Below are 26,847 nucleotides of genomic sequence, written 5' to 3'. Positions count from 1 at the left end.
CTGATGTGAAAAAGCCCGGCTCTTGAGCCGGGCTTTTTTGTGCTCGCTGTTCTACAGGGTCAGGGCCCCGAAGCCTGCGCGGATCTTCTCTTGCGGCAAGTCATCGGCAATGAACACCATCACACTCTCGCGCGCCTCCCCTTGCGCCCACTCGGTGTCCCAGTCGAAACCGTAGAGTTTGAGAACCCCCTGGAACACCAGGCGTCGATCCTCGCCGGCAATGTTGAGCACGCCCTTGTAGCGCAGCAGTTGCTTGCCGTGATCTTCCAGCAGCTGGTTCATGAAGTCGCTGAGCTGGTCGATGTCCAGCGGCTTGTCGGTGCGCAGCACCAGGCTGGAGATACGATCCGGGGTCGCAGGCTGCAACACCGGACGCAGGCTCAAGCCCCCGCCCAGGTCCGCGTTGAGGTTGAAACCGCGCACGTCCAGCAGCTCGGCCAGATCGATGCGACCGTGCTCCACCACCCGGATCGGTGCCCGGCGGTTGATGCGCCCCAGGCGCTCGCTCAACGCCTGGAAACTGTGGGCATCGACCAGGTCGGTCTTGCTCACCAGCAGGCGGTCGGCAAAGCCCACCTGTGCCTGGGCGATGGCCTGGGTCAAGTGCTGCTCGGCATGGGCGGCATCGACCAGGGTAATGATGCCGTCGAGGATGTAGCGATCACGCAGTTCCTCGTCGATGAAAAAGGTCTGCGCCACCGGCGCAGGATCGGCCAGGCCGGTGCATTCGATGACCAGCCGGTCGAAGGCGATCTCGCCGCTGTCCAGGCGTTCGAGCAACAGCACCAGCGCCTTGGTCAGGTCGGTGTGGATGCTGCAGCAGACGCAACCGTTGGCCAGGGTCATGACCTGCACCGGTTCGTCGCCCAGTAATTGGGTGTCGATACCGGCGTCGCTGAATTCGTTCTCGATCACGGCGATCTTCAGGCCGTGCTCGGCCTTGAGCAGATGGCGCAGCAAGGTGGTCTTGCCGGCCCCCAGAAAACCGCTGAGTACTGTTACGGGTATGGGCGCGTGCAAACGGAAAATCTCCTGAACTGAAAATGACTGTGGGAGCTCGGCAAGCCGGGCTCCCACAGGTTCTAGCGCCGTCAGTGACTGTGGTTCAACAGCACTTGGGTCCACCCTTGCCGCCGTAACGGGCTTCCTGGCGTTCGCGGAAGAACGCCTCGTAGCTCATCACTGGCTTGTCCGGGTGCTTGGTCTGCATATGCTCGACGTAGTTGTCGTAGTCGGGCATGCCGACCATCAGGCGGGCTGCCTGCCCCAGGTACTTACCCAGTCGACCGAGATCGTTGAACATCACTGCATTCCTCGAAGGTTACGCATCCGGCAGGGCCTGGAACGGGGACTCTTTGTCAGTCCGCTCTTTTTTGTTCAGGGCGGCGATGCCGACCTTGAGGGCAAAGAACAGAATGCTGAAGACCACGAACAGGAACAGGCCGGTCAGGGCTGCGTTGGTGTAGGCGTTGAAGATCACGTGCTGCATCTGGCCGATGTCCTTGGCCGGGGCCAGTACCTGGCCGGCGTCGAGCGCGGTGCTGTACTTGTTGGCCAGGGCCAGGAAGCCGACCGCCGGGTTCGGATCGAACAGCTTGATGAAGCCTGCGGTGGTGGTGCAGATCAGCAGCCATACCGCCGGCAGCAGGGTGACCCACATGTAGCGCTGGCGCTTCATTTTGATCAGGACCACGGTGCCGAGCATCAGCGCGATACCGGCCAGCATCTGGTTGGAGATACCGAACAGCGGCCACAAGGTGTTAATACCACCCAGCGGATCGATCACGCCCTGGTACAGCAGGTAACCCCAGAGCGCCACGCAGCCAGCGGTGGCGAGCAGGTTGGCACCCCAGGATTCGGTACGCTTGAGGGCTGGAACGAAGCTGCCCAACAGGTCCTGGAGCATGAAGCGCCCGGCACGGGTACCGGCGTCCACGGCAGTGAGGATGAACAGCGCCTCGAACAGGATCGCGAAGTGGTACCAGAACGCCATGGTGTTTTCACCCGGCAGCACCTGGTGCAGGATCTGCGCGATACCCACCGCCAGCGTCGGTGCACCACCGGCACGGGCCAGGATGGTGTGTTCACCGATGTCCCTGGCGACCGCCTCGAGGGCGTCCGGGGTGATGGCAAAGCCCCAGCTGCTGACGGTCTGGGCAACCGTAACCACATCGGAGCCGACCACGGCGGCCGGGCTGTTCATGGCGAAGTACACGCCTGGCTCGATCACCGAAGCGGCAACCATTGCCATGATGGCCACGAAAGACTCCATCAGCATGCCGCCGTAACCGATGTAGCGGGCGTTGGTCTCGTTATCCAGCAGCTTGGGCGTGGTGCCCGAGGAGATCAGTGCGTGGAAGCCCGATACCGCGCCACAGGCGATGGTGATGAACAGGAACGGGAACAGGGTGCCCTTCCAGACCGGGCCGGTGCCGTCGGTGAACTGGGTCAGCGCCGGCATTTTCAGCTCGGGCGCGATGATCAGGATACCGATGGCCAGGCCAACGATGGTGCCGATCTTGAGGAAGGTCGACAGGTAGTCACGCGGCGCCAGTACCAGCCAGACCGGCAGCACCGCGGCAACAAAGCCGTAGCCCACCAGCATCCAGGTGATCTGCACACCGGTGAAGGTGAATGCCGGACCCCAGACCGGATCTGCGGCAACCTGGCCCCCCAGCCAGATCGACAGCAACAGAAGCACCACGCCGATCAGCGAGATCTCGCCAATTCGGCCCGGGCGGATGTAGCGCATATAAATGCCCATGAACATCGCGATCGGGATGGTCGCCATCACCGTGAACATGCCCCACGGGCTCTCGGCCAGGGCCTTGACCACGATCAGCGCCAGCACCGCAAGGATGATGATCATGATCAGGAAGCAGCCGAACAGGGCGATGGTGCCCGGGATCCGGCCCATTTCCTCACGGACCATGTCACCCAGCGAGCGCCCGTTGCGGCGGGTGGACAGGAACAGGATCATGAAGTCCTGTACCGCACCGGCCAGCACCACGCCGGCAATCAGCCAGAGGGTGCCGGGCAGGTAGCCCATCTGCGCAGCCAGGACCGGACCGACCAGAGGGCCGGCGCCGGCAATGGCGGCGAAGTGGTGACCGAAAAGAATGTGTTTGTTGGTCGGCACATAGTCCAGACCATCATTGTTGAGTACCGCCGGGGTTGCCCGACGCGGGTCCAGCTGCATCACCTTGGTGGCGATGAACAGGCTGTAGTAGCGATAGGCGACCAGGTAGATGGCCACCGAAGCGACGACGATCCACAAGGCGTTGATGGCCTCGCCACGGCGCAGGGCGACCACACCCAGCGCACAGGCTCCTATGACTGCCAGCGCCAGCCACGGAATGTGGCGTAGCAGGCTATTATTGTTGTTCATGGTTTGCTTCCACTAGTGGATAAAAGACAGCCATTGGAGTCTAGCGATACTGGCAGGAAAGGCCAGCCCCCACGTTGGTCTAGAGCCCTCAACGCGGTACGCGAAGCTGTTGTTATGCGCCCATGCGCAGGCCTTGGCAAGGCCTGAGCTATAGTCAGGAATAACCCCGGAGTGCCTGATCATGAGCGACCACCAAGAACGTCGACGTTTCCAGCGTGTGGCCTTCGATGCGCCCACCGAGTTGTGCCAGGGCGAACGCTGCTGGCCCGTGGCCCTGATCGACCTTTCGCTCAAGGGCATGCTGGTTGAACGCCCCGAGCCCTGGGATGCCGACCTGACCCAGGATTTCGAGGCCGTGATTCATCTGAGCGAGCTGGACAAGGTGCGCATGCAGGTCGAACTGCGCCATGAAGAGGCGGATCAGCTCGGCTTCATCTGCCTGCACATCGACATCGACTCGATGACCCATTTGCACCGTTTGGTGGAGTTGAACCTGGCGGACAGCACCGAAATGATGCGCGAGCTGCGGGAATTGATCGAAGTTTAAAATCTATTAGCCTGCTATGGATTTTTCCTACAAGCGGGTCTCCCTCCGTTTCTGTCCATCCGGACAGCTTTTTCCCACCGAATGTCACCCTTCACGCAGCCTTGCGAGGCCTGCGCGCAGCCGTTGGAACGATACCTGCATTCAGTAATGGACCCAAATGGACGCCCCTACTGTTCCTATGCCAATCTAAAAATTGTATACAATTGTTCTGGCTTTCGGATGTAGGACTTGTCTACAGTAGCTTCACAAAAATAAAACACAGAGACCCTGCCCCATGAATACGTCCTCCCCTAGCACGTCTTCAGCCCCACGTCCCGAAGACGAGAACCTGGGCCTAGGTGCAAACCTGGCGTACGGCCTGCAACACGTTCTGACCATGTATGGCGGTATTGTCGCCGTCCCCCTGATTCTCGGTCAGGCAGCCGGACTGACGCCGGCGGAAATCGGCCTGCTGATCGCTGCTTCGCTGTTTGCCGGTGGTCTGGCAACCTTGTTGCAAACCCTGGGCCTGCCCTTCTTCGGTTGCCAGCTGCCGCTGGTGCAAGGGGTCTCGTTCGCCGGTGTGGCGACCATGGGTGCGATTCTCAGCAGTGAAGGCGGCGGTGGCCTGCCTGGCGTGCTGGGAGCGGTCATGGCGGCGTCCTTCCTCGGGTTCCTGATCACCCCGGTGTTCTCGCGAATCACCAAGTACTTCCCGCCGCTGGTGACCGGTATCGTCATCACCACCATCGGCCTGACACTGATGCCCGTCGCCGCGCGCTGGGTAATGGGCGGCAACAGCAAGGCGCCGGACTTCGGCAGCATGGCCAACATCGGCCTGGCAGCGCTGACCTTCGTCATTGTGCTGGTGCTGAGCAAACTGGGCAGTGCGACCATCTCGCGCCTGTCTATCCTGCTGGCCATGGTCATCGGCACCCTGATCGCCTGGTCGCTGGGCATGGCTGACTTCAGCAAGGTGCTCGAAGGCCCGCTGGTAGCCTTCCCGACGCCGTTCCACTTCGGCATGCCGACCTTCCACATCGCCGCAATCCTGTCGATGTGCATCGTGATCATGGTGACCCTGGTAGAAACCTCGGCCGACATTCTCGCCGTCGGTGAAATCATCGACACCAAGGTCGACTCCAAGCGCCTGGGCAACGGCCTGCGCGCCGACATGGCCTCCAGCATCCTGGCACCGATCTTCGGCTCCTTCACCCAGAGCGCCTTCGCCCAGAACGTTGGCCTGGTGGCAGTGACCGGGGTCAAGAGCCGCTACGTGGTCGCCACCGGCGGTGTCATCCTGGTGGTGCTCGGCCTGCTGCCGATCATGGGCCGGGTGATCGCTGCAGTACCGACCTCGGTACTCGGTGGCGCCGGTATCGTCCTGTTCGGCACCGTGGCTGCCAGCGGTATCCGTACCCTGTCCAAGGTCAGCTACAAGAACAACGTCAACCTGATCATCGTCGCCGCTTCCCTGGGCTTTGGCATGATCCCGATTGCCGCCCCGAACTTCTACGCGCAGTTCCCCAACTGGTTCGAGACCATCTTCCACTCCGGCATCAGCTCGGCCGCCATCATGGCCATCGTGCTGAACCTGGTGTTCAACCACTTCACTGCCGGCAACTCCGATCAGCAGTCGGTATTCGCCGCCGCCTACGAACGCACCATCCATTACTCGGACATCTCGGCACTGCGTGACGGTGACTACTTCGAGGATGGCAAGCTGTTCAATGCCGAAGGCAAGGAAGTGCCTGTGATGGGTGAAGGGGAGCACGGGGAGCCACCCGTGCGCCGAGAGACCGTCTCGGAACACTGATCCTTCCCGAGGCCATTGAAGCTGGGCCGGTGCGCATCACCGGCCCTTTTTGCATCTGCGGTTCGAGCGATTATTCGAACAACGCATCCAACGCCTGCTCAAGCCGGGTCACGGCGATGACCTGAAGCCCGGCCGGGGCTTCCTTGGGGGCATTGCCCTTGGGCACGATGGCCCGCTTGAAGCCGTGCTTGGCCGCCTCCTTCAAACGCTCCTGGCCACTGGGCACCGGGCGCACTTCGCCAGACAAGCCCACCTCGCCAAACACCAGCAGGCCGTTATCCAGCGGGCGGTTGCGCAGGCTGGACATGATCGCCGCCATCAACGCCAGGTCCGATGCTGTCTCCAGCACCTTCACACCGCCCACCACGTTGAGGAACACGTCCTGGTCATGGGTCGGAATACCGCCGTGGCGGTGCAGGACCGCCAGCAGCATGGCCAGGCGGTTCTGGTCCAGGCCCAGGGTGACGCGACGCGGATTGGACAGGTGACTGTCATCGACCAGCGCCTGGACTTCCACCAGCATCGGCCGGGTGCCTTCCCAGGTGGCCATGACCACACTGCCGGGGACCTCCTCCTGGGCGCGGGTAAGGAAAATCGCCGAAGGGTTGGAGACTTCCTTCAGGCCACGGTCGGTCATGCCGAACACGCCCAGCTCGTTGACCGCACCGAAGCGGTTCTTCACCGCCCGCAGCAAACGCAGGCGGCCATCGGACTCGCCCTCGAAATACAGCACGGTGTCGACCATGTGCTCCAGCACCCGCGGGCCGGCCAGCGCACCTTCCTTGGTGACGTGGCCGACAAGGAAGATCGCTGTGCCACTCTGCTTGGCGTAGCGCACCAGCAAGGCGGCGCTTTCGCGCACCTGGGAAACCCCGCCCGGCGCCGATTGCAGCTGCTCGGTGAAGATGGTCTGGATCGAGTCGATCACCATGACCTTGGGCTTTTCTACCCGCGCGGTGGCAATGATGGTTTCGATGCAGGTCTCGGTCATGACCCGCAACTGGTCCTGGGGCAGGCCCAGGCGCCGAGCGCGCATGGCCACCTGCTGCTGGGACTCCTCGCCGGTCACGTACAACGCCGGCATGCGCGTGGCGATGGCACACAGGGTCTGGAGCAAGATCGTCGACTTGCCGATGCCGGGGTCGCCACCGATCAACACCACCGAGCCATCGACCAAGCCGCCACCCAGTACCCGGTCCAGCTCGGCACTGGCGGTGCTGAAGCGCGGGATTTCCTCGATACTGACCTCGGCCAGAGTCTTGATCTGGGCCTGTTGCCCGGCCCAGCCGGTGCGTCCGCTGGGCGCCGCGGCCGCGCCGCTTTCCAGCACGGTCTCGACCAGGGTGTTCCAGGCCCCGCATTCACCACATTGCCCGGCCCACTTGGGAAAGGTGGCGCCGCACTCGGTGCAGCCGTACATGCGCTTGGCCTTGGCCATGGGGACGGTCCTCTGGAAAAAGGGACCATGATAGCCGACCGGGGTGACCTGGACCGCCACAGAAATCGACAAAACTATTGGATATAACTGCAGTCTGTTGCAGCGTCGCGGAGCATGAAGCGCATAGCTGATTTACACTTCGCCTACCAACCTCATCTGTTACAAGGAATAAACCATGGGCGTGCTCAATGAATTCAAGGCCTTCGCGGTCAAAGGCAACGTGGTCGACATGGCCGTCGGTATCATCATCGGCGCGGCCTTCGGCAAAATCGTTTCATCCTTTGTAGGCGATGTGGTGATGCCGCCAATCGGTTTGCTGATCGGTGGCGTGGACTTCAGTGACCTGGCCATTACCCTCAAGGCCGCCGAAGGTGACATCCCGGCCGTGGTATTGGCCTACGGCAAGTTCATCCAGACTGTGCTGGACTTCGTCATTGTTGCGTTCGCCATCTTCATGGGCGTCAAGGTGATCAACCGCCTCAAGCGTGAAGAAGCCGCGGCCCCTACCCTGCCACCGGTCCCCACCAAGGAAGAAGAGCTGCTCACCGAGATCCGCGACCTGCTCAAGACGCAGAATCGGCAGCCCTGAATTCAGCAATCGAGTAGGAGGCGGATTCACACCCGCCGTCCTCTCACACCACCGTGCGTACGGTTCCGTACACGGCGGTTCAGGTTACGCGGCTAAGCCGGTTAATCGTATCCAGTATCGAGACCAGCCCGAGCCGGTCCCACAGTTTCTTTGGCAGCGCGTAGTTCATATGTTGCGCTCCCGAATTCCACCATGGACCTCGGCCATTGAAGGCTGACTTGTTGGCACGCTCCTCGCTCAACCCCAGGCGCATCAAGTTTCTCAGCCTCGTGGGAGGCTGCTTCCATTGACGCCAGATGACGCAGCGGAGTTTGTGCCTGACCCAACCATCCAGTTCCTCAAGCGGCCGCTTGCTCTGGCTGAGCTTGAAGTAGCTAGCCCAGCCTCTCAGGACGGGGTTGATCCGCTCGATGACAGTCGCCATTTTGCGAGCCCGTACGCTGCGCAGCAGCATTCTGAGCCGGTCGCGTAAGCGGTCTAGGCTCATCCTTGCCACGCGCAGCCTTGGCTGCTGGTGCCAGCTTATCCCATAGCCTAGGTAGTCGCACTTCCACGCCCTTGCCACTTGGCTTTTCTTCCTGTTCACCGTCAGCTTCAGACGTTCTCTCAGGAAGCGCTCGACGCTGACCAACACCCGTTCGCCGGCCCGGGGACTGCGTACATAGATGTTCGCATCATCGGCATAACGTACGAAGCGATGGCCCCGTCGCTCCAGCTCGCGGTCGAGTTCGTCGAGCAGGATGTTCGACAGCAACGGCGAAAGCGGGCCGCCTTGCGGCGTCCCCTCCTGCCGTGGGCTGACGACACCGCCCGACATGATCCCGGCTTCAAGGTAGCGGCGGATAAGCCTGAGTACGCACTTGTCTTTGATCCGACGTTCGATGCAGGCCATGAGGATGTCGTGATTGACCCGATCGAAAAACTTCTCCAGATCGAGTTCCACGCACCAGCGGTGTCCCGCTGTCACATGAGCACGAGCCATCTCGATGGCTTGATGCGTACTTCTGCCCGGACGAAAACCATAGCTGTAGTCCGAGAACAGTGGGTCGAAGATAGGTGTGAGCTGCTGCTGCAGTGCTTGCTGGATCAGGCGATCCACGACGCTGGGGATTCCCAGTTGCCGTGTGCCGCCCTGCGGCTTGGGAATTTCAACCGCTCGCACTGCTTGGGGCTGGTATTCACCGGCCAGTAACCTGGCCTTGAGGGTTGGCCAATACTGTCTCACGTAGCCCGCCAAGTCAGCAACCGTCATGCCATCGGCACCCGGTGCTCCCTTGTTGCTGACCACGCGTTGATACGCACGTCTGAGGTTGGCCGGTGCAAGCACCCGCTCCATCAGCGTGTCCGGCTCCGCGTTCGTCCACGTCACGGACGCCGTCGATACCTTTGCACTGTCAGGCGTCACCCTCGGCTTCTGGCCGGAGCTCGGGATGACAGTTTCCGCTGTGGGAAATTTCTGCATTACGGTTACCAACGAGACGGCGACGCCTACTGGCGGCATAACCTGTTCGGCCCTTGGTGGCGCGGTTAACCGCCACTTACTACGGCTTCGGCTGACTTCTGCACGCTCATCCCGTCGCCTTTCGACGCGCGGTAGCACAATGGCAAACGTACAGATCTCCCAGGGTAATTCGCGCGACCTTCCTGCTTATGCCTGTCGGATCTACGTCACAGCGTTCCGTGCAAGTATTGGGCTTTGGCGATTTGTGCCACCTCACCCCGCTGTGCCGCCTCTATCCGCTTCCTGTTCGTCAGGCCAGCATTTTGCCTCGGGCTTCCTTCAGATTCGCGGTCACCCGCGACACCCTTGCCTCCGGCTAACACTTCCCCTTGCCGGGTGTGTAGAGGACTTTCACCTCCAAGTCACCCGCTTGGCCACCACAGCCAAGCGGGTTGCGCTTACGCGCAACGCGCCATGCCTGGCGCACACAAAAAACGGCGCCAATCGGCGCCGTTCTTCTGTACGTATCGCAGGTGGAAAGCCCGCTCCTACCAGTAGTTTTCCACGGCTACTTGCCCGGGACGGCGGCTCAGGCTCAGATTCAGGCCGCGCTGTTTCAGCGCCTGGCGCGTGTCGTCGATCATTTGTGGGTTGCCACACAGCATCACCCGCGAGTGCTCCGGCGTCAGTGCCAGCCCGGCGGCCCGTTCCAGCTCGCCATTCTCGATCAGAGTGGTGATGCGTTCGCTCAAGGCCCCCGGATGCTGCTCGCGGGTGACCACGGGAATGAACTGCAACTTGCCCGCATGCTCGGCCAGGTAATCGCGCTGCTCGAGGCCGGCGATCAGGTCCAGGTAGGCCAGCTCCTTGGCTTCGCGCACCGAATACACCAGCTTGATCGACTCGAAACGCTCCCACGCCTCGAAGTCCTGCAGGATCGACATGAACGGTGCAATGCCGGTGCCGGTGGCCAGCAACCACAGGTCACGGCCATCGACAAAGCGATCCAGGGTCAGGAAACCGAAGGCCTGGCGATCAATCAGCAGGCTATCGCCCTCGCGCAGGCGACTCAGCTCGCTGGTGAACTCACCGCCCGGCACCACGATGGAAAAGAAATCCAGATGCTCGTCGTGGGGCGCCGAAACCATTGAATAGGCGCGCCAGACCACGCTTGCGTCGGGCTTGGTCACCCCCAGGCGAGCGAACTGGCCGGACCGGAAGCGGAATCCCGGATCGCGGCTGGTACGCAGGCTGAACAGGCTGGGGGTCAGCGGCTGGACGTCGAGCAACGTCTGGCGAGTGAACTTTTCAGCGCTGGCAGTCATGACTTACTCCAAAAAACAGATGCGCCCAGTGTCGCGCAAACAGGCCCGGATAAACACCGCAGGATTGTAGTGGCATCCGTTTCGCTCTCCCCAGGGGACCATCGAACGGACAGGCGATGTGCCAATGCCTGCGTGAATCGGCCCCTGCCCGGCAAAACCCTTGTAGAATTGCGGCCCTGTCACTCGCCGTCGAATGCGCGGCGCGCCATTGCCTCAGAGCCTTACGCCATGCCCTTGTTGACCAGCCCTTTTGCCGAACTCGACCTGCTTCGCCAGCCCGAGCAAGCCAACGATCCCTTGCAAGCGTTCGACGCCGCCGACGAATACCTGCTGGACCATCTGGCCGAGCAGGCAGCGGATCCCTCGACCCGGGTCCTGGTACTCAATGACAGCTTCGGTGCCTTGGCAATCAGCCTGAACCGACATTTTCCGGTACACAGCAGCGGTGACTCGCACCTTGCTCACCTGGCGCTGGAGAAGAACCTGGTGCGCAACGGCCAACCCTTCGACGCGGTCCACTTCATTCCGGCCAACACCCCTTGGCAGGGGCCGTTCGACCGGGTGCTGGTACGTGTACCCAAGACCCTGGCCTTGCTTGAAGAGCAGTTGATCCGCCTGCAGGGGCATCTGGCCCCAGGTACCCAGGTCATTGCCGGGGCAATGATCAAGCACCTGCCACGCGCCGCCGGCGACCTGCTGGAAAAATACATAGGCCCGGTGCAGGCCTCGCTGGCGCGGAAAAAGGCCCGCCTGTTGATTGCCACCGCCCAGGACAAGCCGGCCTTCACCTCTCCCTACCCGAGCCGCTACGCGCTGGAGTCGCCGCGCCTGGAGCTGCTCAACCATGCCAACGTGTTCTGCCGTGAAGGCCTGGATATCGGCACCCGGGCATTCCTGCCCCATCTGCCAACCAATCTGGGCACCGCCCGGGTGGCCGACCTGGGCTGCGGCAACGGGATCCTGGCAATTGCCAGCGCCCTGGACAACCCGCAAGCCCACTACACCCTGGTGGATGAGTCGTACATGGCCACGCAGTCGGCCCTGGAAAACTGGCAGGCGGCGCTCGGTGATCGCGAAGTCAGTGTGCGTGCCGACGACGGCCTGGCCGGGCAACCGGCGCAATCGCTGGATGTGGTGCTGTGCAACCCGCCCTTCCACCAGCAGCAGGTAGTGGGCGACTTCCTCGCCTGGCGCATGTTCCAGCAGGCCCGGGAGGCGCTGGTGGTGGGTGGCGCGCTGTATATCGTCGGCAACCGCCACCTGGGTTACCACAGCAAGCTGGCGCGCCTGTTCCGTGGCGTCGAGCAAGTGGCGGCCACGCCCAAGTTCGTCGTGCTCAAGGCACGCAAGTAGGAGCGGGCAAAAAAAACCCTTCGCAACCGAGGCTGCGAAGGGCGCTAAATCCGCCGCAAGGCGGGATGGGAATATCAGTCAGTGGGTGCTCAGGCCAGCTGCCGCCATGAACATGCGCATCAGCCAGGCCACGATCCCCAGGGCCGCCACGCTGCCGGCCCAGATCACCGCCAGCCAGCCCAGCCGTTGCCAGAGCGGCTTTTTCTCTTCATCGAACGTGTGCTTGCCAGTCATCGCCAGGACTCCTAGTGATAGCCGTCCTCATGGGTCACCTTGCCGCGGAACACGTAGTAGCTCCAGAAGGTGTAGCCAAGGATGAACGGAATGATGAACAGCGCCCCCACCAGCATGAAGCCCTGGCTCTGCGGTGGTGCGGCAGCATCCCAGATCGAGATCGACGGCGGGATGATGTTCGGCCACAGGCTGATGCCCAGGCCGCTGTAGCCGAGGAAGATCAATACCAGAGTCAGCAGGAACGGGGTGTAGTGCGCATTGCGGGCCACGGCCTTGAGCAACCCGTACAGGGTCACCAGCACCAGGATCGGTACCGGCAGGAACCACAGCAGGTTGGGCATGCTGAACCAGCGGGTGGCGATCTCTGGATGGGCCAGCGGCGTCCAGATGCTCACGATACCGGTCACCGCCAACAGTACCAGCGCCAGCGGGCGCGCCAGGTCGTGCATCTGCACCTGCAGCTTGCCTTCGGTTTTCATGATCAGCCAGGTGCAGCCGAGCAAGGCGTAGGCCACGATCAACCCCAGGCCACAGAACAGGCTGAACGGAGTCAGCCAGTCGAGGCTGCCGCCGGCATAGCTGCGGTCGACCACCTTGAAGCCTTCGATGAAGGCACCCAGGGCTACACCCTGGAAGAAGGTGGCTACCAGCGAACCGCCGATGAAGGCCTTGTCCCAGAGATGACGCTTGTCGGCCTTGGCCTTGAAGCGGAACTCGAAGGCCACGCCGCGGAAGATCAGCCCGACCAGCATCAACATCAGCGGCAGGTAGAGCGCCGACAGCACCACGGCATAGGCCAGCGGGAAGGCGCCGAACAATGCCGCGCCACCCAGTACCAGCCAGGTTTCGTTACCGTCCCAGACCGGCGCGACGGTGTTCATCATCACGTCGCGGTCCTGCTCGCCCTTGACGAAGGGAAAGAGAATGCCGATGCCCAGGTCGAAGCCATCCATGACCACATACATCATGATGCCGAAGATGATGATCACGGCCCAGATCAGTGGAAGATCAATACCCATGATTCAGTTCCCCTTGCTCAGGCTGGCGTGCTCGCCATCGTCATGATCGTCACCGGCTGCCGACAGTGGCCGTGCGGGCGTGCGTTTCTGGCCAGGGCCACCAGGGTTGGTTTCTTCACCCTCACCTGTTTTCGGCCCCTTGCGCACCAGGCGCATCATGTAGCCGAGGCCTGCGCCAAACAGCGCGAAGTAGACCACCACGAACATCACCAGGGTCACCCCCAGTTGGGTATAGCTGTGGTTGGAGACACCGTCGGCGGTGCGCATCAGTCCATAGACCACCCAGGGCTGACGACCGATCTCGGTAGTGAACCAGCCGGCCAGGATCGCAATCAGGCCGGAGGGGCCCATCCACAGGGTCAGGTACAGGAAGGGGCGTGAGCTGTAGAGCTTGTCGCCCCTGCGCAGCCACAGGCTCCAGATACCGACGAGTATCATCAGCATCCCCAGGCCGACCATGACCCGGAACGACCAGAACACCACCGTGGAGTTCGGCCGGTCTTCTTTCGGGAACTCCTTCATCGCCGGCACTTGCTTGTCCAGGCTGTGGGTCAGGATCAAGCTGCCCAGGGCCGGGATTTCCAGCTTGTAGCGGGTGGTTTCGGCTTCCATGTCGGGAATGCCGAACAGAATCAGCGGCGTCGCCTCACCCGGTACGTTCTCCCAGTGACCTTCGATCGCAGCGATTTTCACCGGCTGGTGCTTGAGGGTGTTCAAGCCGTGGAAGTCGCCGATCACCGCCTGGATGGGGGCGACGATCAGGGCCATCCACATGGCCATCGAGAGCATCTTGCGAATGGCCGGGTTGTCCCGCCCGCGCAGCAAGTGCCAGGCCGCCGAAGCACCCACGAAGAACGCCGTGGCCACGAACGCGGCCGTGGCCATGTGCGCCAGGCGGTAAGGGAACGACGGGTTGAAGATCACCGCGAACCAGTCGACCGGCACGACCACGCCATTGACGATCTCGTAGCCCTGCGGTGTCTGCATCCAGCTGTTGGAAGCGAGAATCCAGAAGGTGGAAATAATGGTGCCGATAGCCACCATGACGGTGGCGAAAAAGTGCAGGCCACGGCCGACACGGTTCCAGCCAAAGAGCATGACGCCGAGGAAACCGGCCTCGAGGAAGAAGGCGGTAAGCACTTCGTAGGTCAGCAGGGGGCCGGTGATGGAGCCGGCAAAGTCGGAGAACTTGCTCCAGTTGGTACCGAACTGGTACGCCATGACCAGGCCGGACACCACACCCATACCGAAGTTGACGGCAAAGATCTTCGACCAGAAGTGATAAAGGTCACGGTAGACACTGTTGTTGGTCTTGAGCCACAGCCCTTCAAGTACCGCCAGGTAACTTGCCAGGCCGATAGTGATGGCCGGAAACAGGATGTGAAACGACACGGTAAACGCGAACTGAATTCGGGCGAGATCTAGAGCCTCTAATCCGAACATAGTGCTTCCTCTGTCAGGTAAACCGGCGTCAGGCAACGCGCCTTGGCGCCAACTGCCCCCACGGTAGTTGAGTGCGGCTGGTTGGAATTGTTCTAAATACATCACTTCGCAGGGAATTCGGCCGTACGGCCCTACCGTTGCAAATGAAACTATTGATCCAGATCAACGGTTGTCAGAAAGGATAGTCCTGAAAGCCCCGCGCGGTTGTGTGGTTGATTGCCGCGTGACCCATTGTCTCACCCCCTTTACCGCGCCCCAAAACAGTGCGCTAACCGCACAACCGTCGATTCTCTTGCAACCTACTGTTACAAACTGATGATAATCTGCTGCCCCGCCCCCTCGCCGAGGCTCTGTTTCGCCGATGTCAGACCAACCGCAGCTATTGCGCCACCATCGTCCCTTTCTCAAGTTCTGGCTGGCCCGAGTGTGCACCGCCAGCGGCTTCCAGATGCTCACCGTGGCCATCGGCTGGCATCTGTACCAGTTGACCGGCAACGTGCTCGACCTGGGTCTGGTCGGCCTGGTGGAGTTCGCGCCACGGGTGCTGTTCATGCTGCACACCGGCCACGTTGCCGACCGCTATGACCGCCGCCGGGTCGCGGCCCTGTGCCAGAGCGTCCAGGCGCTGATCGCGGTCGCGCTGGTGATCGGCAGCAGTACCAACAATGTCAGCCGCGAAATGATCTTCATCCTGGCCTTCCTGCTGGGCGCCACCCGCTCCTTCGAAATGCCCGCCACCCAGGCGCTGCTACCCAACGTAGTGCCTCCCGGCCTGTTCCCCCGCGCGGTGGCCGCCTCGGCCTCGGCGATGCAGTCGGCGACCATCGTTGCGCCGGCGGTGGGAGGATTTCTCTATGCCTTTGGCAGTGTCTGGGTCTACGGCCCGACGGTGCTGCTGTACCTGACCGCCTGCCTGCTGACCTTGAGCCTCAGCGTCCGCCCGCAAGTGCCGCAGACTGGCCGCGCCAGCCTGGATTCACTGCTGGCCGGGATTCGCTTTATCCGCAGCCGCCCGGACATCCTCGGCGCCATCTCCCTGGACCTGTTCGCGGTATTGCTGGGCGGCGCCACCGCACTGCTGCCGGTGTTCGCCAAGGACATCCTGCTCACCGGCCCCTGGGGCCTGGGGCTGCTGCGTTCGGCGCCCGCGGTGGGCGCCTTGCTGATGTCGCTGTGGCTGGCGCGCTTCCCGGTGGAACGCAAGGTAGGCCGGGTGATGTTTACCGCCGTGGGTATTTTCGGCGTGGCCACCATCGCCTTCGGCCTGTCGACCTCGTTCTGGTTTTCCCTGGCCGTGCTTGCCGTGCTGGGTGCCGCCGACATGATCAGCATGGTGATCCGTGGTGCTTTCGTGCAACTGGAAACCCCGGATGAAATGCGTGGGAGGGTGAGTGCGGTGAACGGTTTGTTCATCGGTGCTTCGAATCAGTTGGGAGAGTTCGAATCCGGGGTGACGGCGCACTGGTTCGGTACTGTGCCGGCAGTGGTGCTTGGCGGGGTGGGTACCTTGGTGGTGACCGGGGTATGGATCAAGCTGTTTCCGACGTTGGCCGGTCGGGATCATATGCATAGGCCTTGAGGTTTTTTTGCGGTGCGAGCCCGCTCCTCGTGCAGGAGCGGGCTTGCACCGCGATGCCTACACCCCCAACTGCCCCGCCACCCGCTTGCGAGCGGCCCTGCCCACTACCTGCTCCACCAGCACCAGGGCAAACTCCAGCGCCGCCCGCGAGTTTTGCGCCGTGATGCAATTGCCATCCACTACCACTGGCTGATCGACGAAGCTGCACCCGGACAACTGCTGGCTGACATCGGGATGGCAGGTCATGCGGCGCTGGCGCAACACACCGAATGCCTGCAGCGCCAGCGCCGGGGCCTCGGCAATGGCGGCAAAAAACTTTCCTGCCTTGGCCTGGTCCTTCACCTGCTGTTCGAGCGGTTGGTGCGCCGCCATGTGCTGCGCACCCTTCTCGCCCCCTGGCAACACGATCAGGTCGAAGGGTTGGGCAAGGATGTCCACCAGCATGCCGTCGGCGGTCAGGCGCGTACCCCGGGCGCAGGTCAGCATCCGCCTGCCCTCGATGCTGGCGACTACCACTTCGACCTCGGCCCGGCGCAAGACATCGATCAAGGTCACGCACTGCAGGTCGTCAACGCCTTCGGCTACTACGATCAGGGCTCTATGGCTCATGGGCGTTCTCCTGTGTGTATTCCTCAAGCGTAGTTGATCGGAAAAACGCCCTGAAACTGCGCACATCTGCAGTGTATCCACACATTAATTACCGCTCGGCGAGCATGCTGGTATGATGCGCGGCTTTTTTCCGACCCATTCAATTTGCACACACCACCCGGTACGGTCTGTGCTTTGCTGATGGGGTCGATACATTCACGGCGCCGGGGCGCGCCACGGGGAGCAGGCATGCTGGAAAGGCTGTTTCAACTAAAAGCACACAACACCAACGTGCGTACCGAGATTCTCGCGGGCGTCACCACCTTCCTGGCCATGGCCTACATCCTGTTCGTCAACCCGAGCATTCTCGGCGAGACCGGCATGGACAAGGGCGCGCTGTTCGTTGCCACCTGCCTGGCAGCGGCCATCGGCTCGACCACCATGGGCCTGATCGCCAACTACCCGATTGCCCTGGCACCGGGGATGGGCCTGAACGCCTTCTTCACCTATACCGTGGTCCTGCACATGGGCCACACCTGGCAGGTGGCACTGGGGGCGGTGTTCATCTCGGCGGTGTTGTTCTTCCTGCTGTCGATCTTTCGCATCCGTGAGTGGATCGTCAACAGCATCCCCCTGCCGCTGCGTTCGGCCATTGCTGCCGGCATCGGCCTGTTCCTGGCCCTGATCGCCCTGCACAATGCCGGCATCGTGGTCGACAACCCGGCAACCCTGGTCGGCCTGGGTGACCTCAAGCAACCGGCCCCGATCCTCGCCACCCTGGGCTTCTTCCTGATCGTCGCGCTGGAGGCCCTGAAGGTTCGTGGCGCGGTACTGATCGGTATCCTGGCCGTGACCGTGACCTCCATCGTGCTGGGCTTCACCCCGTTCGCCGGTGTGGTCTCGATGCCGCCCTCGCTGGCGCCGACCTTCCTGCAACTGGACATCAAGGGCGCCCTGGATGTGGGCCTGATCAGCGTGATCTTCGCCTTCCTGTTCGTCGACCTGTTCGACAACTCCGGCACCCTGATCGGCGTTGCCAAGCGTGCCGGCCTGATGCGCAAGGACGGCCACATGCCGAAAATGGGCCGCGCCCTGATCGCCGACAGTACCGCGGCCATGGCCGGCTCCCTGCTGGGTACCTCGACCACCACCAGCTACATCGAGTCGGCAGCAGGCGTGAGTGCTGGCGGTCGCACCGGCCTGACCGCCATCGTGGTCGCCATCCTGTTCCTGCTGGCACTGTTCTTCGCCCCGCTGGCCGGCAGCGTGCCCGCTTTCGCCACGGCCCCGGCGCTGCTGTTCGTCGCCGTGCTGATGGCCTCGGGCCTGGCGGAAATAAACTGGGAAGACGTCACCGAAGCCGCTCCGGTGGTCATCACTGCCCTGGCCATGCCGCTGACCTACTCGATCGCCAACGGCATCGCCTTCGGTTTCATTTCCTGGACCGCGATCAAGCTGATCTCCGGCCGTCGTGGTGACCTGAACCCGGCGCTGGTGATCCTCTCGATCCTGTTCGTCATCAAGCTGGGCTGGTTCAACGCATGAGTGCTGTCCTAGATCCTTCGACCTACACCCAGCAGCTCGACGCCAAGACCGCCCGCCTGCGCGAGTTGCTGGCGCCGTTCGATGCCCCGGAGCCTGCCGTGTTCGATTCGCCGCGCGAGCACTATCGCCTGCGCGCCGAGTTCCGCCTGTGGCGCGAAAACGAACAGCGTTTCTACGCCATGTTCGCCCCGGGCGAAAAGCACACGCCGATCCTGATCGAAGACTTCCCCATCGCCAGCCTGCGCATCAACGAACTGATGCCGCGCCTCAAGGCCGCCTGGATGGCCAGCTCGGCATTGAGTTTCAAGCTGTTCCAGGTGGAGTTCCTCACCACCCTGGCCGGCGACGCGATGATCACCCTGTGCTACCACCGTCCGCTGGACGAGCACTGGGAAGCGGCCGCTAAGCAGCTGGCCAGCGACCTGGGCGTGAGCATCATCGGCCGCTCCAAGGGCAAGCGCCTGGTGATCGGGCGTGACTACGCCGTGGAAGAACTGCAGGTCGCCGGGCGCAGCTTCCGCTACCGCCAGCCGGAAGGCGCCTTCACCCAGCCCAACGGCACGGTGAACCAGAAGATGCTCAACTGGGCCTATGAGGCCTTGGGCGAGCGCCAGGACGATCTGCTGGAGCTGTATTGCGGCAACGGCAACTTCACCCTGCCGCTGGCGACTCGGGTGCGCAAGGTACTGGCCACCGAGATCAGCAAGACCTCGGTCAATGCCGCGCTGCACAACCTGGACGACAACGGTGTGGATAACGTTCGCCTGGTGCGCTTGTCTGCCGAGGAGCTGACCGAGGCGCTGAACGACGTGCGTCCGTTCCGCCGCCTGGAAGGCATCGATCTGAAGAGCTATGAGTTCGGTAGCGTGTTCGTCGACCCGCCGCGTGCCGGCATGGACCCGGACACCTGCGAGCTGACCCGGCGTTTCGACAACATCCTGTACATCTCCTGCAACCCGGAAACCCTGGCGGCCAACATTGCCCAGTTGCACGATACCCACCGTATCGAGCGGTGCGCGTTGTTCGACCAGTTCCCGTATACGCACCACATGGAGAGTGGGGTGTTGCTGGTCCGGCGCTGAAAACATCGCGGGGCAAGCCCGCTCCCACCAAAATCTGATGTGGGAGCGGGCTTGCCCCGCGATTGCGTCACTTGTACATCAACAACGGCACCACCTGATCCTCATCCGTCAACGCCCCATGGTGTCCACGCCACTGGCTGGCGTGCTTCTCCACCTCGCTGCGAATAATCCCCCCTGCCCCAGTCGGCACCACGATCAGGTCGCCGATCCGCACTTCGGCCTGGCTCAGCATCACATCACCAAACAACCCCTTGGCAATCGCCTGGGCCTTGCTCAGTACCCGATAATCATCGCCCAGCCGGTTCTGCCAGCGCTCATGCACGCGGTCCTGCTGGTGCTCATGGGTATAGAGATAACGTGCCCGGATGTCGCCCGCGATGGCACGCACGCCTTCCTGCAGGGCCGGCTCGAGATCGAAATCCCGCACCTGCTCGCTGTCCAGCGCCAGCATGCCGTGGTCGGCGATGACCATCAGCTGGGCGCGCTCGGGTAGCGCGCGGGCGATGGCCTGGGCCAGTTGATCGGCAATCTGCAGCTGGTTGATCCAGCCGTCCGAGCCCGGGCCGAACAGGTGCCCGGCAAAATCCAGGTCGCCAAAATAGGCAAAGCAGAATGCTGGCCGCGGTGCCTCCAGCGCCGCGTTCACCAGCCCGGGATAGGCGTCATAGGCCGGTGCCGGGAGTATGTTCCCAGCCTTGTAGATCGCCTGGCTGAACGCCGAATTGGCAAAGCGTCCCAGCATCACCGTGCTGATGGCGATGCCCTGTTCAGCCGCCAGGCTCCAGGCATCGGGTGGCACGATAAAGCTGTGCGGCGACGGTGCTGCAGCAGGTTGCATCTCGGCCTGCAACGCAGCGGTGGTCCATGACAACGGTGACAGCTCGGTGTGCTGGTCCAGGGCAAAGCTGCAACCGACAATGCCATGGGCACCACTGCCCAGTCCCGACGTCACCGAGGCCAGGCTCGATGCGGTGGTGGCCGGAAAACCGACGCGAAACCTGGAGTCCGGCTGCGCCAGTGACGCCAGGAACGGCGCGTGGCGGGCATGGGCTTGCAGCAGGTTCCAACCCAGGCCGTCGATCAGCAACAGGCAGGTGGCCTGCGAGCGGTCGAGATGAAAGCTGTTGCGAAAGCCCTGCCCGCCCAGGCCCGCGAAGATCGACTGGGTAAGGCTGGCCAGCCCTGGCCAGGTTTCACCCATCAACTGTGAATCGTTGAACGGCATTGCCATGTCTCCCTCCACCGGCAGGTCAAAGCAACAGGTGTAGCACAGGCTGTGCGATCAGCGCACAGAAAAGCACCGGCCCCCGGCGCCGCCAATTGACCTTGTTAACCAAACGGTACATTTTCACGGTACGCCATTTACCAAGAACAACAATGGAGTTTCCCCATGAATCCGGCCACTTCCGGCGGCATTCTTGCCGGCCTGATCGGCGCAGGCATCCAGGCCTCGCGCACCCCGGCGCTGCATGAACACGAAGGCCGCGCCCAGGGCTTGAACTATCTGTACCGGCTCATTGACCTGGACCGCCTGCAACTGGACAGCAGCGCGCTTGAGCAACTGCTCACCGCGGCCGAGTCGATGGGTTATACCGGCCTTAACATCACGTTCCCGTGCAAGCAGGCCATCCTGCCACTTCTGGACGAACTCTCGGCCGAAGCGCGGGGTATTGGTGCGGTCAATACCGTGGTGCTCAAGGACGGCAAGCGCATCGGCCACAATACTGATTGCCTTGGTTTTGCCGAAGGCTTTCGCCGCGGCCTGGCCGATGCGCCGCGTGCCCAGGTGGTGCAGATGGGCGCCGGCGGTGCAGGCGCTGCGGTCGCCCACGCGTTGCTGGCCGAAGGCGTCGAGCAACTGGTGGTGTTCGATGTCGAAATGGCGCGTGCCCAGGGGTTGGTCGATAACCTCAACCAGCACGTGCATGGCAGCCGCGCCCGCGTCGGCCATGACCTGGAAAGTGCCCTGGCCGCCGCCGACGGGTTGGTCAATACCACGCCAATGGGGATGGCCAAGCTGCCGGGCATGCCGGTGCCCAAGGCGTTGCTGCGTCCTGCACTGTGGGTGGCGGAGATTGTCTACTTCCCGCTGGAGACCGAGCTGCTGCGTGAGGCGCGGGCGCTGGGGTGCCGGACCCTGGACGGGTCGAACATGGCGGTGTTCCAGGCAGTGAAGGCGTTTGAACTGTTCAGTGGGATGACGCCGGACGCTTCACGGATGATTGAGCACTTCTACAGCCTGGGCGACTAAGAAGCATCGCGGGGCAAGCCCGCTCCTACCTTGGAGGAGCGGGTTTGCCCCGCGTTCAGGCCTGCAGGTACCGCAGCACCGACTCGCAGATCATCTCGCGATGGCGATCCTTGATTGTCTCATCCTCGAAATCGACCTGGAACAGCTCACCGAAAGTGTGCCGGTTCGATACCCGGTAAAAGCAAAACGAACTGATCAGCAAGTGTACGTCCAGCGCCTGCAGCCCCTGGCGGAACAGGCCTTGCTCGGCACCGCGATGCAGGATCTCGTCCAGCGCGGTGAGCACGGTCTTGTTCATCGAGCGGATGGTCGAGGAACACTTCACGTACTCGCCGTGGTGCATGTTCTCGTTGCAGACGATGCGCACGAAATCGACATTGCGATCATGGTGATCGAAAGTGAACTCCACCAACCGGCGTATACCCTGGCGCGGTTCCAGCTCGGCCAGGTTCAGGCTGCTTTCGGTGTTGCGGATATCACCGTAGAGCTTCTCCAGCACCTCGACGTACAACTGCTCCTTGCTGTTGAAGTAGTAGTAGATCATGCGCTTGGAGGTCTGGGTGCGCTCGGCGATCGCATCGACCCGCGCCCCGGCCAGGCCCTGCTGGACGAACTCGCTGATCGCCGCTTGAAGAATGTTCTCGCGGGTTTTTTCCGGGTTGTTCTTGCGGCCTTTGCGCACCGCCGGCTCCGGGGCTGCGAAAAGTGCTGGGGTAGTTGTCATACGGGACTCGTGGCCAACGGTTAACCCGGTGATTATGAGCCCCGGGGGATAAGGAAGAAAGCCTGCCTACAAACGGGCCTGCGCCGGCGCACCTGCCCGCGCCTTGGCCATGGCGGCCAGACGCACGGCCACGTTGGCCGCGCCGTAGCCACTGTAGCCACTACGACGCTGCAGCACTTCGAAGAAAAAGCGCTCCTCGAACGGTTCGGTATACACATGGAACAGCTCGCCGCCCTGGGCATCACGGTCGTAGAGCACGTTGTAGTAGGCCAGCTCGCTGAGAAACTCATCGTCGAAGTCGAACCGCGCAGCCAGGTCGTCATAGTAGTTGAGCGGGATGTCGAGCAACGCCACCCCGGCCTCCTTGGCCTGCTTGACCGCCGCAAAGATATCGTCGCAATCGAAGGCAATGTGGTGCACGCCCGAGCCGCGATAGTTCGACAGCGCATGGGCAATGGCGGTATTGCGGTTTTCCGAGATGTTCAGCGGCAGACGGATCGAGCTGCAGCGGCTGCGCAGCGCGCGGCTTTTCACCAGGCCGTAAGGGTCGGGCAGCACCACTTCGTCGTCGGCGGTGAAGTCCAGCACGCTCTTGTAGAACAGCGCCCAGCTGTCCAGGCCATCGGCCGGCAGGGCCAGGGCCATGTGGTCGATACGCTTGAGCCCCAGGCTGTTACCCGGTGGCTGCAACTGGCTGAAGTCGGTGTCGTAGATGGTGCGGCCTTCGGCGTCCTGGTCGACCAGGTAGATCAGGCTGCCATCGGGCGCACGCACGGCGGCCAGCTCCCGTTCGTTGGGCCCGACCAGGCCGCGATACGGCTGGCCGTGATAGGCCACTGCCCGGGTCAGGGCCTGGGCGCTGTCCTTGACCCGAATGGCCGTGGCGCACAACGACGGGCCATGGCTTTCGAAAAAGTTATGGGCGAACGAGTAAGGCTCGGCATTGAGGATCAGGTTGATATCGCCCTGGCGCAGCAAGCTGACGTTCTTCGAACGGTGCGCACCGGCACGGGTAAAGCCCAGGCGCTCCAGCCAGTTGCCCAGCTTGGCGCCCAGGGCGTCATCCACGGCGAACTCGAGAAACTCGATGCCGTCGTAGGCGCTGGCAGCCGGCGGGTCGAACAACAAGTCGTCCAGCGGCTGCGGGGTGTCTTGCGCGAGCCGCTGGCGGGTCTTTTCTTCCAGGTACAACAGCGAACGCAGGCCATCGGCGGCATTGGCCCGAGGCGGCGCTGCGCGGAAACCGTCATTGAAGATTTCCAGCGACAACGGCCCGCGATAACCACTGGCCAGGATCGGTGCCAGGAAGCCTGCCAGGTCGAATTCGCCTTGCCCCGGGAAGCAGCGAAAATGCCGGCTCCACTCCAGTACATCCATGGCCAGCAGCGGTGCGTCGGCCATTTGCACGAAGAAGATCTTGTCGCCCGGGACCTGAGCGATGGCACGTGGGTCACCTTTGATCGACAGGGTGTGGAAGCTGTCGAGGATCATGCCCAGGCTTGGATGATCAGCGGTCTTGACGATATCCCAGACCTGTTCCCAGGTGTTCACATGACGCCCCCAGGCCAGCGCCTCGTAGCCAATGCGCAGATCCCGAGCCCCGGCACGTTCGGCCAGCAGCTGCAGGTCGTCGATCAGGACCTGGCGTTCGCACAGGGAATCGGCGGCGACGTTACTGCACACCAGCACCAGGTCGGTGCCCAGTTCCTGCATCAGGTCGAACTTGCGCTCGGCCCGGTCCAGATTGCGTGCCAGGCGGTCGCGGCGGCAGCCTTCGAAATCGCGAAACGGCTGGAACAGGGTGATTGCCAGGCCCAGGTCGGCGCAGCGCTGGCGGATTTCCCGCGGGCTGCCGGCGTAGTACAGCAAGTCATTCTCGAAGATCTCGACCCCATCGAAACCCGCGGCGGCAATGGCTTCGAGTTTTTCAGGCAAGGTACCGCTCAAGGACACAGTGGCAATCGAACGCTGCATTTTTATTGGCTCCGATGGGTAGGCAAAACCCGGATGCAGCAAGTATTGGCGGCGAACAAAAATTGCTCAATGCAAAACGTACGAACCGGTTAGTTTTGTGTTCGATTATCGCCCATAATAGCGTTCTATGAATTGACCCTTTTTTGACCACAGGCGCACCATTTCAACACCGGGCAGTGTTGCTCGAGGGGTCAAAAGCCCATCGACCCCTGCCGTTCAATCGACCGCCGAGCACCCCGGCGTCCGTAGTGTTGCGTGACCCAAGGCTTGACCCATAAACATAAAAATACGGGTAACCCTCCCATGATCCATTCACAAAGCACCCGCATGGCACAGCCCCTGGCCAGCACCCCGCATGCCGGCATCGGCGACAAGATCCGTGGCGCCATGGCAGTGGGCAAGACCCGTTGGGTCATGCTTGCCCTGGTGTTCTTCGCCACCACCTTGAACTACATCGACCGCGCCGCCCTGGGCGTCATGCAGCCGATCCTGGCCAAGGAAATGAGCTGGACGGCGATGGATTACGCCAATATCAACTTCTGGTTCCAGGTGGGCTACGCCATTGGCTTCGTGCTCCAGGGCCGGTTGATCGACCGCATTGGAGTGAAACGCGTGTTCTTCTGCGCCGTGCTGCTCTGGAGCCTGGCTACCGGCGCCCATGGCCTGGCCACCTCGGCGGTGGGCTTTATGGTGTGCAGGTTCATCCTGGGCCTGACCGAAGCGGCCAACTATCCCGCCTGCGTCAAGACCACGCGCCTGTGGTTCCCGGCCGGTGAGCGGGCGGTGGCAACCGGCATCTTCAATGCCGGTACCAACGTCGGCGCGATGTTCACCCCGATGCTGCTGCCATTGATCCTCACCGTGTGGGGCTGGCAGGCCGCGTTCATGGGCATGGCCGCGCTGGGCCTGGTCTGGGTGGTGTTCTGGGGCCTGAAATACTACAACCCCGAGAACCACCCCAGCGTCAGCAAGGAAGAGCTGGCCTACGTGCAAAGTGAAGTGGAACCGGAGCAGGCTCGCGTGCCGTTCTCGCGGATCCTGCGTATGCGCGGCACCTGGGCCTTCGCCCTGGCCTACTCGATCACCGCGCCGGTGTTCTGGTTCTACCTGTACTGGCTGCCGCCGTTTCTCAACCAGCAGTACAACCTCGGTATCAGCGTGACCCAGATGGGTATCCCGTTGATCGTCATCTACCTGAGCGCAGACTTTGGCAGCGTCGGCGGCGGTATTCTCTCCTCGTTCCTGATCGGCCGCGGCATGGCTCCGGTCAAGGCGCGCCTGTTGTCGATGCTGCTGTTCGCCGCGACCATCATCAGCGTGATCTTCGCCGCCGGCGCCAGCAGCCTGTGGGTCGCGGTACTGGCCATCTCGCTGGCCATCGCCGCCCACCAGGCCTGGACGGCCAACATCTGGAGCCTGGTGATGGACTACACCCCCAAGCACATGATGAGCACGGTGTTCGGATTTGGCGGCATGTGCGCGGCCATCGGCGGGATGTTCATGACCCAATTGGTGGGCTACATCCTGACCACCACCAATAACAACTACACGTTGTTGTTCACCATGATCCCGGCCATGTACTTCATCGCCCTGGTCTGGATGTACCTGATGGCCCCACGCAAGGTGCCCAAGGTCGAAGCCTAAGGCTTGCGCTGCAACCAGACAGCGCCCAGCCCGCTCAGGCAGATCAACGCAATACCCACCAGCCCGGCCATGTCCGGGCTGTGTCCGAACAGCACCAGGCCAAGCACCCCGGCAAACACGATCTGGCAGTAGCTGAACGGCGCCAGCATCGCCGGTGGCGCATGTCGGAAGGCCTGGGTCAGGAACAGATGTGCAGTCATCCCGCAGGTGCCCAGCGCCACCGCCATCAGGCCGTGAACCACAGTCGGGGTCTGCCAGAACATCGGCACGATGGCACTCATGATCAATGTGTTGAGCAAGCCGGTGAAGAAGTTGCTGGTGGTCGGGCTGTCGATGCCGCTGAGCTTGCGGGTCAGCAATTGATAGAAGCAAAAGCACAACGCCGAACCGAACGGCAGCAGCACCGCCGGAGTGAACAACTCACCCCCCGGATGGATGATCACCGTGACCCCGACAAAACTCACCAGCACCGCCACCCACTGCCCCCGGGTCACCTTCTCGCCCAACAGCGGCAACGACAGCGCCGTCACCAGCAAGGGCGCGAGGAAGTTCACCGCCGTGGCTTCGGCCAGCGGGATGTACTGCAGCGCCGTGGTGAACAGCAAACTGGTACCCAGCAGGCACAGCGCCCGCAATGCCTGCAGCCCCGGCCGACGAGTGCGCAACACCCGCAGCCCGGACTGCGGCAGGAAGATGGCCATCATCAGCAGGGTATGTACCAGGTAGCGCGCCCACACCACCCAGAGAATCGGGTAGAACCCGGCCAGGTACTTGGACAAGGCGTCGTGACTGGCAAACAGGAAGGTGGCCAGGACCACCAGCAAAATGCCCCGCAGTGGCTGGCTGGCGTCGGTAAGCGCGGTGGGACGGGGCATGTAGTCGGCTCGC

At 62.4% G+C, this 26,847-nt stretch carries 23 protein-coding genes; 9 read left to right on the top strand and 14 right to left on the bottom strand.

Features of this window, described 5'->3' with window-relative positions:
* Positions 1 to 51 precede the first annotated feature (51 nt).
* The 3 genes from yjiA to NPS58_RS23055 all read right to left on the bottom strand — a co-directional run bounded on the left by yjiA (position 52) and on the right by NPS58_RS23055 (position 3,388).
* Entirely contained in the window at positions 52 to 1,020 is a 969-nt protein-coding gene (gene yjiA / locus NPS58_RS23065; RefSeq protein ID WP_274117560.1) for a GTPase, read from the bottom strand.
* Between the two features lie 85 nt (positions 1,021 to 1,105).
* Positions 1,106 to 1,303, bottom strand: a complete 198-nt coding sequence (locus NPS58_RS23060) for a YbdD/YjiX family protein (protein WP_028944033.1) — start codon at positions 1,301 to 1,303, stop codon at positions 1,106 to 1,108.
* 18 nt (positions 1,304 to 1,321) lie between these two features.
* Positions 1,322 to 3,388, bottom strand: a complete 2,067-nt coding sequence (locus NPS58_RS23055) for a carbon starvation CstA family protein (RefSeq protein WP_274117559.1) — start codon at positions 3,386 to 3,388, stop codon at positions 1,322 to 1,324.
* A gap of 181 nt (positions 3,389 to 3,569) precedes the next feature.
* Here NPS58_RS23055 and NPS58_RS23050 point away from each other — a divergent pair, with 181 nt between their 5' ends.
* Complete coding sequence (locus NPS58_RS23050; protein WP_274117558.1) at positions 3,570 to 3,935, top strand: PilZ domain-containing protein; 366 nt, start codon at positions 3,570 to 3,572, stop codon at positions 3,933 to 3,935.
* Between the two features lie 274 nt (positions 3,936 to 4,209).
* Positions 4,210 to 5,730: a nucleobase:cation symporter-2 family protein gene (locus NPS58_RS23045; RefSeq protein WP_274117557.1), complete on the top strand. Its 1,521-nt coding sequence runs from the start codon at positions 4,210 to 4,212 to the stop codon at positions 5,728 to 5,730.
* Between the two features lie 70 nt (positions 5,731 to 5,800).
* Here the strand turns inward: NPS58_RS23045 and radA are convergent, their stop codons facing one another.
* Positions 5,801 to 7,168 (bottom strand): DNA repair protein RadA, encoded by a 1,368-nt coding sequence (radA, locus tag NPS58_RS23040; RefSeq protein WP_028944029.1) that lies wholly within the window; start codon positions 7,166 to 7,168, stop codon positions 5,801 to 5,803.
* 175 nt (positions 7,169 to 7,343) lie between these two features.
* Here radA and mscL point away from each other — a divergent pair, with 175 nt between their 5' ends.
* Positions 7,344 to 7,757 (top strand): large-conductance mechanosensitive channel protein MscL, encoded by a 414-nt coding sequence (gene mscL, locus NPS58_RS23035; protein WP_274117556.1) that lies wholly within the window; start codon positions 7,344 to 7,346, stop codon positions 7,755 to 7,757.
* 79 nt (positions 7,758 to 7,836) lie between these two features.
* Here the strand turns inward: mscL and ltrA are convergent, their stop codons facing one another.
* Together ltrA and NPS58_RS23025 are read right to left on the bottom strand one after the other, a co-directional pair.
* On the bottom strand, positions 7,837 to 9,258 hold the full coding sequence (ltrA, locus tag NPS58_RS23030; protein ID WP_003253430.1) for a group II intron reverse transcriptase/maturase: 1,422 nt from the start codon (positions 9,256 to 9,258) through the stop codon (positions 7,837 to 7,839).
* Between the two features lie 488 nt (positions 9,259 to 9,746).
* The gene (locus NPS58_RS23025) at positions 9,747 to 10,523 is read right to left on the bottom strand and encodes a ferredoxin--NADP reductase (RefSeq protein WP_274117555.1); all 777 of its coding nucleotides are present in this window, start codon (positions 10,521 to 10,523) and stop codon (positions 9,747 to 9,749) included.
* 228 nt (positions 10,524 to 10,751) lie between these two features.
* Between NPS58_RS23025 and NPS58_RS23020 the strand changes: the two genes are divergently transcribed.
* Positions 10,752 to 11,876 carry a methyltransferase gene (locus NPS58_RS23020; protein ID WP_274117554.1) on the top strand — a complete coding sequence of 375 codons (1,125 nt, stop codon included), beginning with the start codon at positions 10,752 to 10,754 and terminating at the stop codon, positions 11,874 to 11,876.
* A gap of 78 nt (positions 11,877 to 11,954) precedes the next feature.
* Here the strand turns inward: NPS58_RS23020 and NPS58_RS23015 are convergent, their stop codons facing one another.
* The 3 genes from NPS58_RS23015 to NPS58_RS23005 are packed head-to-tail and all read right to left on the bottom strand — an operon-like array spanning position 11,955 to position 14,572.
* Entirely contained in the window at positions 11,955 to 12,110 is a 156-nt protein-coding gene (locus NPS58_RS23015; protein ID WP_157194305.1) for a DUF2474 domain-containing protein, read from the bottom strand.
* A gap of 11 nt (positions 12,111 to 12,121) precedes the next feature.
* Complete coding sequence (gene cydB / locus NPS58_RS23010; RefSeq protein ID WP_274117553.1) at positions 12,122 to 13,129, bottom strand: cytochrome d ubiquinol oxidase subunit II; 1,008 nt, start codon at positions 13,127 to 13,129, stop codon at positions 12,122 to 12,124.
* Between the two features lie 3 nt (positions 13,130 to 13,132).
* The gene (locus NPS58_RS23005) at positions 13,133 to 14,572 is read right to left on the bottom strand and encodes a cytochrome ubiquinol oxidase subunit I (protein WP_274117552.1); all 1,440 of its coding nucleotides are present in this window, start codon (positions 14,570 to 14,572) and stop codon (positions 13,133 to 13,135) included.
* Between the two features lie 361 nt (positions 14,573 to 14,933).
* Here NPS58_RS23005 and NPS58_RS23000 point away from each other — a divergent pair, with 361 nt between their 5' ends.
* The gene (locus tag NPS58_RS23000; RefSeq protein WP_274117551.1) at positions 14,934 to 16,151 is read left to right on the top strand and encodes an MFS transporter; all 1,218 of its coding nucleotides are present in this window, start codon (positions 14,934 to 14,936) and stop codon (positions 16,149 to 16,151) included.
* Positions 16,152 to 16,208: 57 nt separating this feature from the next.
* Here the strand turns inward: NPS58_RS23000 and NPS58_RS22995 are convergent, their stop codons facing one another.
* Complete coding sequence (locus NPS58_RS22995) at positions 16,209 to 16,760, bottom strand: DJ-1 family glyoxalase III (RefSeq protein ID WP_274117550.1); 552 nt, start codon at positions 16,758 to 16,760, stop codon at positions 16,209 to 16,211.
* Positions 16,761 to 16,988: 228 nt separating this feature from the next.
* Between NPS58_RS22995 and NPS58_RS22990 the strand changes: the two genes are divergently transcribed.
* Positions 16,989 to 18,284, top strand: coding sequence for an NCS2 family permease (locus NPS58_RS22990; protein ID WP_274117549.1), 1,296 nt, complete (start codon positions 16,989 to 16,991; stop codon positions 18,282 to 18,284).
* Positions 18,281 to 19,366 carry a tRNA (uridine(54)-C5)-methyltransferase TrmA gene (gene trmA / locus NPS58_RS22985; protein ID WP_274117548.1) on the top strand — a complete coding sequence of 362 codons (1,086 nt, stop codon included), beginning with the start codon at positions 18,281 to 18,283 and terminating at the stop codon, positions 19,364 to 19,366. The genes NPS58_RS22990 and trmA overlap by 4 nt, the downstream gene beginning before the upstream one ends.
* A 67-nt stretch (positions 19,367 to 19,433) precedes the next feature.
* On the opposite strand, the gene NPS58_RS22980 is transcribed toward trmA, so the two are convergent.
* Positions 19,434 to 20,597: an alkaline phosphatase family protein gene (locus NPS58_RS22980; protein ID WP_274117547.1), complete on the bottom strand. Its 1,164-nt coding sequence runs from the start codon at positions 20,595 to 20,597 to the stop codon at positions 19,434 to 19,436.
* A 159-nt stretch (positions 20,598 to 20,756) separates the two neighbouring features.
* On the opposite strand from NPS58_RS22980, the gene NPS58_RS22975 reads away from it, so the two are divergent.
* Positions 20,757 to 21,617, top strand: coding sequence for a shikimate dehydrogenase (locus NPS58_RS22975; protein WP_274117546.1), 861 nt, complete (start codon positions 20,757 to 20,759; stop codon positions 21,615 to 21,617).
* Between the two features lie 55 nt (positions 21,618 to 21,672).
* Here NPS58_RS22975 and NPS58_RS22970 read toward each other — a convergent pair whose 3' ends face one another.
* Positions 21,673 to 22,341 (bottom strand): TetR/AcrR family transcriptional regulator, encoded by a 669-nt coding sequence (locus NPS58_RS22970; RefSeq protein WP_274117545.1) that lies wholly within the window; start codon positions 22,339 to 22,341, stop codon positions 21,673 to 21,675.
* A 66-nt stretch (positions 22,342 to 22,407) separates the two neighbouring features.
* The gene (quiC, locus tag NPS58_RS22965; RefSeq protein WP_274117544.1) at positions 22,408 to 24,315 is read right to left on the bottom strand and encodes a 3-dehydroshikimate dehydratase QuiC; all 1,908 of its coding nucleotides are present in this window, start codon (positions 24,313 to 24,315) and stop codon (positions 22,408 to 22,410) included.
* Positions 24,316 to 24,618: 303 nt separating this feature from the next.
* Here quiC and NPS58_RS22960 point away from each other — a divergent pair, with 303 nt between their 5' ends.
* Positions 24,619 to 25,959, top strand: a complete 1,341-nt coding sequence (locus tag NPS58_RS22960) for an MFS transporter (RefSeq protein WP_274117543.1) — start codon at positions 24,619 to 24,621, stop codon at positions 25,957 to 25,959.
* Here the strand turns inward: NPS58_RS22960 and NPS58_RS22955 are convergent.
* A complete protein-coding gene (locus tag NPS58_RS22955; protein WP_274117542.1) occupies positions 25,956 to 26,834 on the bottom strand; it encodes a DMT family transporter in 879 nt (292 codons plus the stop codon). The genes NPS58_RS22960 and NPS58_RS22955 overlap by 4 nt on opposite strands.
* Positions 26,835 to 26,847 lie beyond the last annotated feature (13 nt).

The sequence above is a fragment of the Pseudomonas putida genome, assembly GCF_028682455.1.
GTDB classification, from domain to species: Bacteria; Pseudomonadota; Gammaproteobacteria; order Pseudomonadales; family Pseudomonadaceae; genus Aquipseudomonas; species Aquipseudomonas putida_AA.
Note: the sequence above shows the minus strand (reverse complement) of the source record. Positions and strands in the feature narration are given on the sequence as shown.

Coding starts and splice junctions, on each gene's coding strand:
- NPS58_RS23060 (WP_028944033.1), bottom strand. CDS start 1,303: ATGTTCAACGATCTCGGTCGACTGGGTAAGTACCTGGGGCAGGCAGCC.
- NPS58_RS23005 (WP_274117552.1), bottom strand. CDS start 14,572: ATGTTCGGATTAGAGGCTCTAGATCTCGCCCGAATTCAGTTCGCGTTT.
- NPS58_RS22970 (WP_274117545.1), bottom strand. CDS start 22,341: ATGACAACTACCCCAGCACTTTTCGCAGCCCCGGAGCCGGCGGTGCGC.
- NPS58_RS22980 (WP_274117547.1), bottom strand. CDS start 20,597: ATGGCAATGCCGTTCAACGATTCACAGTTGATGGGTGAAACCTGGCCA.
- mscL (WP_274117556.1), top strand. CDS start 7,344: ATGGGCGTGCTCAATGAATTCAAGGCCTTCGCGGTCAAAGGCAACGTG.
- NPS58_RS22955 (WP_274117542.1), bottom strand. CDS start 26,834: ATGCCCCGTCCCACCGCGCTTACCGACGCCAGCCAGCCACTGCGGGGC.
- ltrA (WP_003253430.1), bottom strand. CDS start 9,258: ATGCCGCCAGTAGGCGTCGCCGTCTCGTTGGTAACCGTAATGCAGAAA.
- NPS58_RS22975 (WP_274117546.1), top strand. CDS start 20,757: ATGAATCCGGCCACTTCCGGCGGCATTCTTGCCGGCCTGATCGGCGCA.
- NPS58_RS23025 (WP_274117555.1), bottom strand. CDS start 10,523: ATGACTGCCAGCGCTGAAAAGTTCACTCGCCAGACGTTGCTCGACGTC.
- NPS58_RS23020 (WP_274117554.1), top strand. CDS start 10,752: ATGCCCTTGTTGACCAGCCCTTTTGCCGAACTCGACCTGCTTCGCCAG.
- radA (WP_028944029.1), bottom strand. CDS start 7,168: ATGGCCAAGGCCAAGCGCATGTACGGCTGCACCGAGTGCGGCGCCACC.
- quiC (WP_274117544.1), bottom strand. CDS start 24,315: ATGCAGCGTTCGATTGCCACTGTGTCCTTGAGCGGTACCTTGCCTGAA.
- NPS58_RS22995 (WP_274117550.1), bottom strand. CDS start 16,760: ATGAGCCATAGAGCCCTGATCGTAGTAGCCGAAGGCGTTGACGACCTG.
- cydB (WP_274117553.1), bottom strand. CDS start 13,129: ATGGGTATTGATCTTCCACTGATCTGGGCCGTGATCATCATCTTCGGC.
- NPS58_RS23050 (WP_274117558.1), top strand. CDS start 3,570: ATGAGCGACCACCAAGAACGTCGACGTTTCCAGCGTGTGGCCTTCGAT.
- NPS58_RS22990 (WP_274117549.1), top strand. CDS start 16,989: ATGCTGGAAAGGCTGTTTCAACTAAAAGCACACAACACCAACGTGCGT.
- NPS58_RS23015 (WP_157194305.1), bottom strand. CDS start 12,110: ATGACTGGCAAGCACACGTTCGATGAAGAGAAAAAGCCGCTCTGGCAA.
- NPS58_RS23055 (WP_274117559.1), bottom strand. CDS start 3,388: ATGAACAACAATAATAGCCTGCTACGCCACATTCCGTGGCTGGCGCTG.
- NPS58_RS23000 (WP_274117551.1), top strand. CDS start 14,934: ATGTCAGACCAACCGCAGCTATTGCGCCACCATCGTCCCTTTCTCAAG.
- trmA (WP_274117548.1), top strand. CDS start 18,281: ATGAGTGCTGTCCTAGATCCTTCGACCTACACCCAGCAGCTCGACGCC.
- NPS58_RS22960 (WP_274117543.1), top strand. CDS start 24,619: ATGATCCATTCACAAAGCACCCGCATGGCACAGCCCCTGGCCAGCACC.
- NPS58_RS23045 (WP_274117557.1), top strand. CDS start 4,210: ATGAATACGTCCTCCCCTAGCACGTCTTCAGCCCCACGTCCCGAAGAC.